This is a genomic window from Kitasatospora sp. NPDC057500 (assembly GCF_042802195.1).
GTDB lineage: Bacteria > Actinomycetota > Actinomycetes > Streptomycetales > Streptomycetaceae > Kitasatospora.
On record NZ_JBHVER010000312.1, the window covers coordinates 1 to 6,113 of the forward strand.

Consider the following 6,113-nt stretch of genomic DNA (forward strand, 5'->3'; position numbering starts at 1 on the left):
CCCTCCCACCGGGGAGGGGGCCCGCCCTTCGTCGTCGGTGCCGCCCGCGCGGCGGACCGCTACGGCAGGGCCAGCATCCGGTCCAGCGCCGCCTTGGCGTGCTTCTCGGTCTCCGGGTCGACGGTGATCACGTTCGGCACCCGGCCCTCGACCAGCGACTCCAACGCCCAGACCAGGTGCGGCAGGTCGATCCGGTTCATGGTCGAGCAGAAGCAGACCGCCCGGTCCAGGAAGACGATCTCCTTGTCCGGGTGCGCCTTGGCGAGCCGGCGGACCAGGTTCAGCTCGGTGCCGATGGCCCACTTGGAGCCGGGCTCGGCGGCGTCCAGCGCCTTGATGATGTACTCGGTCGAGCCCACCATGTCGGCGGCCGCGACGACCTCGTGCCGGCACTCCGGGTGCACCAGGACGGTGACGCCGGGGATCCGCTCGCGCACGTCGTTCACCGAGTCCAGGGTGAAGCGCCCGTGCACCGAGCAGTGGCCGCGCCAGAGGATCATCTTCGCGTCCCGCAGCTGCTCGGCGGTCAGGCCGCCGTTCGGCTTGTGCGGGTTGTAGACGACGCAGTCGTCCAGCGAGAAGCCCATGTCGCGCACCGCGGTGTTGCGGCCGAGGTGCTGGTCGGGCAGGAACAGCACCTTCCGGCCCTGCTCGAACGCCCACTCCAGCGCCCGCTTGGCGTTGGAGGAGGTGCAGATGGTGCCGCCGTGCCGGCCGGTGAAGGCCTTGATGTCGGCGGAGGAGTTCATGTACGAGACCGGGACGGTGACGTCGGCTATGCCGGCGTCGGTCAGGACGTCCCAGCACTCGGCGACCTGCTCGGCGGTGGCCATGTCGGCCATCGAACAGCCGGCCGCGAGGTCCGGCAGGACGACCTGCTGGGCGTCGCCGGTGAGGATGTCGGCTGACTCGGCCATGAAGTGCACACCGCAGAAGACGATGTACTCGGCCTCCGGGCGGGCCGCCGCGTCGCGGGCGAGCTTGAAGGAGTCGCCGGTGACGTCGGCGAACTCGATCACCTCGTCGCGCTGGTAGTGGTGGCCCAGGATGAAGACGCGGTCGCCGAGCGCGGCCTTGGCCGCCCGGGCGCGCTCGACGAGGTTCGGGTCGGAGGCCGGGGGGAGGTCACCGGGGCATTCGACGCCGCGCTCGCTGTTCGGGTCGGCCTCGCGGCCGAGCAGCAGCAGAGCGAGCGGCGTCGGGGTGGGGTCGACGCCGTAGGTCTCGGTGATGGTGGTGGTCACGGGCGGGTGCCCTTCTGTGCGGCCGATCAAGCGGTGCAGCCTTTTCGTCTATCTGACGCAATCTATGATAACCGGTTAGCGTCAGAGTGACGATGGCCGTCCTGTCGATGTGACGAGAACCGCTCGCCGGTTCGGAGCCTTCCCGGCCTCCTGCGGCGTGGCCGAAACGGGATCCGGGCCCGTCCGGGTTTCGCTGGTCACATGAAGGCAATCGCGATCCACCGCTACGGCGGCCCCGAGGTGGTCGAGTACACCGACCTGCCCGATCCGAAGGTCGGCCCGGACTCGGTCCTGGTGCAGGTGAGGGCGGCCGGGGTGAACCCGGTCGACTGGAAGGTGCGGGAGGGGCGGCTGGACGGCCTGCTCGACGCGCACTTTCCGCTGGTCATGGGCTGGGACGCGGCCGGGGTGGTCCGGGCGGTGGGTGGCGGCGTCACCGAGTTCGCCCCCGGCGACGAGGTCTACGGCTACGTCCGCAAGGACGCCGTCGAGCACGGCACCTACGCCGAACTGGTCTCCGCGCCCGTCCGCACGCTGGCCCGCAAGCCGGCCTCGCTGGACTGGGCGCAGGCCGGCGGGCTGCCGCTGGCCGGGCTCACCGCCCTCCAGGCGCTGCGGGCGGTGCGCGTCGGTGCCGGGGACACCGTCCTGGTGCACGCCGCCGCCGGCGGGGTCGGCCACCTGGCGGTCCAGATCGCCAGGGCCTTCGGCGCCCGGGTGATCGGCACCGCCGGCGAGCGCAACCACGACTACCTGCGCTCGCTGGGCGCCGAGCCGGTCCGGCACGGCGAGGGCCTGGCGGACCGGGTCGGGGCGCTCGCCCCGCAGGGCGTGGACGCCGCGCTGGACCTGGTCGGCGGCGACGCCGTCGAGGTCTCGGCCGGGCTGGTCGCCGACCCGGCGAGGATCGCCTCGATCGCCGACTTCGGGGTCAAGGCGCGCGGCGGGCGGTACGTCTGGGTCCGCCCGGACGCCGCCGGGCTGGCCGAACTCGCCGCACTCGCCGACGACGGGCGGCTGACCGTGACCGTCGCCTCCACCTTCCCGCTCGCCCAGGCCGCCTCGGCCCAGGCGCTCAGCGCGGAGGGGCGCACCCGGGGCAAGATCGTCCTGCTGACGGGCTGAGGGCTCGGGTGAGCGGCGACCGGACCGGTGTCATTCGTCAGAGGTGGACTCACTCCTGTCATCCGCCAGAATGGGTGCCGAACCGTTTCGGCGGGCCGCCGCCGTCCCGCCTCCGTTCCCGACGCCGCACGACCCGTGGAGCCCCGCACCAATGAGCAGCAGCCGAGCGCACGAGACGGTCGGGGCCTCCCTGGACGAGACCGACCGCCTCCTCCTCGCCCGGCTGGCCGGGGACGGCCGCGCCTCCTACGCGGAGATCGGCCTCCAGGTGAACCTCTCCGCCACCGCCGTGCGCCGCCGGATCGACCGGCTGCGGGCCCGCGGGGTGGTCCGCGGCTTCACCGTGGTGCTCGACCCCTCGGTGCTCGGCTGGCAGACCGAGGCCTTCGTCGAGGTCTACTGCCGCGAGCGGACCGCCCCCGAGGAGATCCTCGCCAGCCTGCGCCAGTTCCCCGAGGTGGTCGCCGCCTGGACGGTCACCGGCGACCCGGACGCGCTGGTCCACCTGCGGGCCGCCGACATGCGGCACCTGGAGGCGGTCATCGAGCGGATCCGCCGCGAGCCCGGCGTCCAGCGCAGCCGCTCCTCCGTCGTCCTCTCCCAGCTCATCGGCTGACCCCTTCCGGGGCCCGCGCAGGAATCCTGCGCGGGCCCCGCCGAAGACGCCCGAAAGCTGCCCGACCGGCCGCGTTCCGACGCGCGGCCGGGGCCCGTCGCTGCCTACGCTGATCACGTCCGGCCGCACGGTGCCGATCCCCGTGCCGCCGGACCCTCCCCGACACCCCACAGCCGAGAGGGACACCCGTGTCCGCAGCCCCCGACCGCATGCACCGGCCCGACAGCGACCTGGTCGACCTGGTTTTCGACTACATGCGCGAGCGGCTGCAGTACGACCCCGTCCCGCTCGACCACCCCGGTGACGGCGAGCACCTGCGCGCCCGGCTGTCCGGCCTGCTCAACCAGGACGGCAACAACGCGGCCGACGTGCTCAAGCTCTACGACCACGAGCTCTCCCGCGCGGTGATCTCCGCCGACAGCCCGCGCTACCTGTCCTTCATCCCGTGCGCCCCCACCAAGGCCGCGCTGCTCTTCGACATGGTCGTCTCCTGCGCCTCGCTCCAGGGCATCTCCTGGCTGGAGGCGGCCGGGGCGATCGCCGCCGAGAACCAGGTGCTGCGCCTGATAGCGGACCGCGCGGGCATGCCCGACTCGGCCGGCGGCGTCTTCGTCTCCGGCGGCTCGGCCGGCAACCTCTCCGCGCTGGTGGTCGCCCGCGACACCGCCCGCCGGCGCCTCGGCGTCGGGCCGGAGGCCCGGCTGCGGATCGCCGTCGCCGACCAGGTGCACTCCTCGGTCAAGAACACCTTCAACATCATCGGCGTCGAGGCGTTCAAGGTGCCGACCGTGAACCGCCGCTTCACCGGCGAGGCGCTGCGCGCGGCACTGGCCGCCGACCCGCACCCGGAGACCGTGATCGCCGTCGTCGGCACCGCCGGCACCACCAACGAGGGCATCGTCGACGACCTCCAGGGCCTGGCCGAGGCCGCCCGCGAGCACGACCTCTGGTTCCACGTGGACGGCGCCTACGGCGGCGCGGGCCTGTTCGCCCCCTCCGTCCGGGAGCGGTACAACGGCATCGAGCACGCCGACTCCTTCGTCGTCGACCCGCACAAGTGGCTCTTCGCGCCGTTCGACTGCGCCGCGCTGATCTACCGCAACCCCCAGCTCGCCCGCGCCGTGCACACCCAGGACGCCTCCTACCTGGACGTCCTGCACACCGAGGGCGACGAGTGGAACCCCACCGACTACGCCTACCACCTGACCCGGCGCGCCCGCGGCCTGCCGCTCTGGTTCTCGCTCGCCGTGCACGGCGTCCAGGCGTACACCGACGCCATCGAGGCCGGCCTCACGCTCGCCCGGGAGACCGCGCGGCTGATCCGCGAGAGCGACCACCTGGAGCTGCTGTTCGACCCGCAGCTCTCCGCGGTCTGCTTCAAGCGCAGGGGCTGGACCAACGACGACTACTACCGCTGGTCGCAGCAGCTGCTCGCGGACCAGATCGGCTTCGTCACCCCCACCGGCTGGGACGGCGAGACGGTCGCCCGCTTCGCCTTCCTGCACCCGGGCACCACCATGGAGATGGTCCGCGAGATCCTCGACACCATGGCGTGATCCGCACGCACCGACGGACCCCCGCCCGGCACCGGCCGCGGCGGGGGTCCCGGCGTTGCGGGGGCGTGCCTCACAGCAGCCCGCCGTTCGGCACGTACGTCGCCGGCGGGCGCATCCCGCGCAGGCCCACGAAGCCCCGGGTCTCCACGGTCAGGCCCACCTCCAGTCCGACGTCCAGCGCCCACTCCTGCTCCGCGGTGAGCGCCTCCACCCGGGCCTCCACCCCCTCCGGCACCCGGGCCAGCGCCTCGCGCAGCAGCCGGGTGGCGATCCGCTTCGAGGTGGCCGCCAGCAGCTTCACCTCGCCGCCGTCCCGGTAGCAGTAGCCGCTGCCCGCCAGCGCGTCCGCGATCAGCAGCTCCTCGCAGTGGGCGAGCAGCAGCCCGTGGTCCGGCCCGTGCGCGGAGCCGCGCTGGCGCCGGTCCACCGAGTCCAGCAGGTGCAGGTGCGTCGCGTTGCCCGGGTGGACCGGGATGTCCCCCGGATCGACCAGCCCGGACCGGTCCACCCGCCCGGTCAGCTGCATCGCCGGGTGCAGCGTGAACCCCGCCAGCCGGTAGCGGCGCACGGCCGCCGGCGACGGCGAGGCGCACAGCATGCCGCGCAGACAGCCCCGCCCGTACGCGAGGCCCCGGTCCAGCAGCAGCCGGCCCACCCCCTTGCCCTGCGCCTGCGGCACCACCACCAGCAGCGCCAGCACCCAGACGCCCTCGCGGCGCAGCGACAGCACCGCGCCGACCGGCTCGCCGTCGAGCTCGGCGATCCAGCAGCCCTGCGGATCGGTGCGCGCCAGGTGTCTCGTCCTGGCCAACTGGTACACGGACGGCCGGGGCGGAGCGGCCTGCGCCGGGGCGTCGGGGAGGGAGGCGAACGCGGCACGGGCGACGTACTGGACGACCTCCGCGTCGGCGGCGGTGTCCTGGACCGGGCGCAGGATCATGCCCACCATCCTGGCGGCCCGGGCGCCGCCGCGGGGCCGGTTCGCCCCGATCGGTCCGCTCGGGCGGTGACCGGTGTCCGCCGGTGTGCGAGCATGGGGAGCGTAGAGGGAGCGGGTGCACGCCCGGCCCACGGAAACGCGCCGCCACGAAGCCGCCGAAAACACCCGCCGTCCGGGAAATGAAACCGGGCGGCCGTCGGTTGGCACTGGCGGCAGACCGTCGTCAAGACCGGGAGTAAGCAGATGACCGTCAAGGACGAGACCACCGTAGAGGGTGGCATCCTCCTCACCGACGCCGCCGCGGGCAAGGTCAAGGCCCTGCTGGAGCAGGAAGGCCGGGACGACCTCGCGCTGCGCGTCGCCGTCCAGCCCGGTGGCTGCTCCGGCCTGCGTTACCAGCTGTTCTTCGACGAGCGGTCGCTCGACGGCGACGTGGTCAAGGACTTCGACGGCGTCAAGGTCGTCACCGACCGGATGAGCGCCCCGTACCTGGGCGGCGCCACCGTCGACTTCGTGGACACCATCGAGAAGCAGGGCTTCACGATCGACAACCCGAACGCCACCGGCTCCTGCGCCTGCGGCGACTCGTTCAGCTAATGGTCTGACACGAGGGCGGCCCCGGACTCCCGGGG

6 protein-coding genes are annotated in these 6,113 nt (G+C 73.3%); 4 read left to right on the forward strand and 2 right to left on the reverse strand.

Annotated features, from left to right (window positions below):
• Nucleotides 1–59 precede the first annotated feature (59 nt).
• The gene (gene nadA, locus ACFU74_RS35255) at nucleotides 60–1,244 is read right to left on the reverse strand and encodes a quinolinate synthase NadA (protein ID WP_380764222.1); all 1,185 of its coding nucleotides are present in this window, start codon (nucleotides 1,242–1,244) and stop codon (nucleotides 60–62) included.
• A 201-nt stretch (nucleotides 1,245–1,445) separates the two neighbouring features.
• On the opposite strand from nadA, the gene ACFU74_RS35260 reads away from it, so the two are divergent.
• The 3 genes from ACFU74_RS35260 to ACFU74_RS35270 all read left to right on the forward strand — a co-directional run bounded on the left by ACFU74_RS35260 (nucleotide 1,446) and on the right by ACFU74_RS35270 (nucleotide 4,541).
• Nucleotides 1,446–2,369, forward strand: a complete 924-nt coding sequence (locus ACFU74_RS35260; protein ID WP_380764223.1) for an NADP-dependent oxidoreductase — start codon at nucleotides 1,446–1,448, stop codon at nucleotides 2,367–2,369.
• 151 nt (nucleotides 2,370–2,520) lie between these two features.
• Nucleotides 2,521–2,985 carry an Lrp/AsnC family transcriptional regulator gene (locus tag ACFU74_RS35265; protein ID WP_344345500.1) on the forward strand — a complete coding sequence of 155 codons (465 nt, stop codon included), beginning with the start codon at nucleotides 2,521–2,523 and terminating at the stop codon, nucleotides 2,983–2,985.
• 188 nt (nucleotides 2,986–3,173) lie between these two features.
• The gene (locus tag ACFU74_RS35270; RefSeq protein WP_380764224.1) at nucleotides 3,174–4,541 is read left to right on the forward strand and encodes a pyridoxal phosphate-dependent decarboxylase family protein; all 1,368 of its coding nucleotides are present in this window, start codon (nucleotides 3,174–3,176) and stop codon (nucleotides 4,539–4,541) included.
• 70 nt (nucleotides 4,542–4,611) lie between these two features.
• Here ACFU74_RS35270 and ACFU74_RS35275 read toward each other — a convergent pair whose 3' ends face one another.
• On the reverse strand, nucleotides 4,612–5,481 hold the full coding sequence (locus ACFU74_RS35275; RefSeq protein ID WP_380764225.1) for a GNAT family N-acetyltransferase: 870 nt from the start codon (nucleotides 5,479–5,481) through the stop codon (nucleotides 4,612–4,614).
• Nucleotides 5,482–5,724: 243 nt separating this feature from the next.
• Between ACFU74_RS35275 and ACFU74_RS35280 the strand changes: the two genes are divergently transcribed.
• Nucleotides 5,725–6,078, forward strand: a complete 354-nt coding sequence (locus ACFU74_RS35280) for an iron-sulfur cluster assembly accessory protein (RefSeq protein WP_350549538.1) — start codon at nucleotides 5,725–5,727, stop codon at nucleotides 6,076–6,078.
• The last annotated feature ends 35 nt before the right edge of the window (nucleotides 6,079–6,113 follow it).

Bases quoted from the DNA above. Each gene is read 5' to 3' on its own strand.
- ACFU74_RS35265 (WP_344345500.1), top strand. From the start codon at position 2,521: ATGAGCAGCAGCCGAGCGCACGAGACGGTCGGGGCCTCCCTGGACGAG.
- ACFU74_RS35260 (WP_380764223.1), top strand. From the start codon at position 1,446: ATGAAGGCAATCGCGATCCACCGCTACGGCGGCCCCGAGGTGGTCGAG.
- ACFU74_RS35280 (WP_350549538.1), top strand. From the start codon at position 5,725: ATGACCGTCAAGGACGAGACCACCGTAGAGGGTGGCATCCTCCTCACC.
- ACFU74_RS35275 (WP_380764225.1), bottom strand. From the start codon at position 5,481: ATGATCCTGCGCCCGGTCCAGGACACCGCCGCCGACGCGGAGGTCGTC.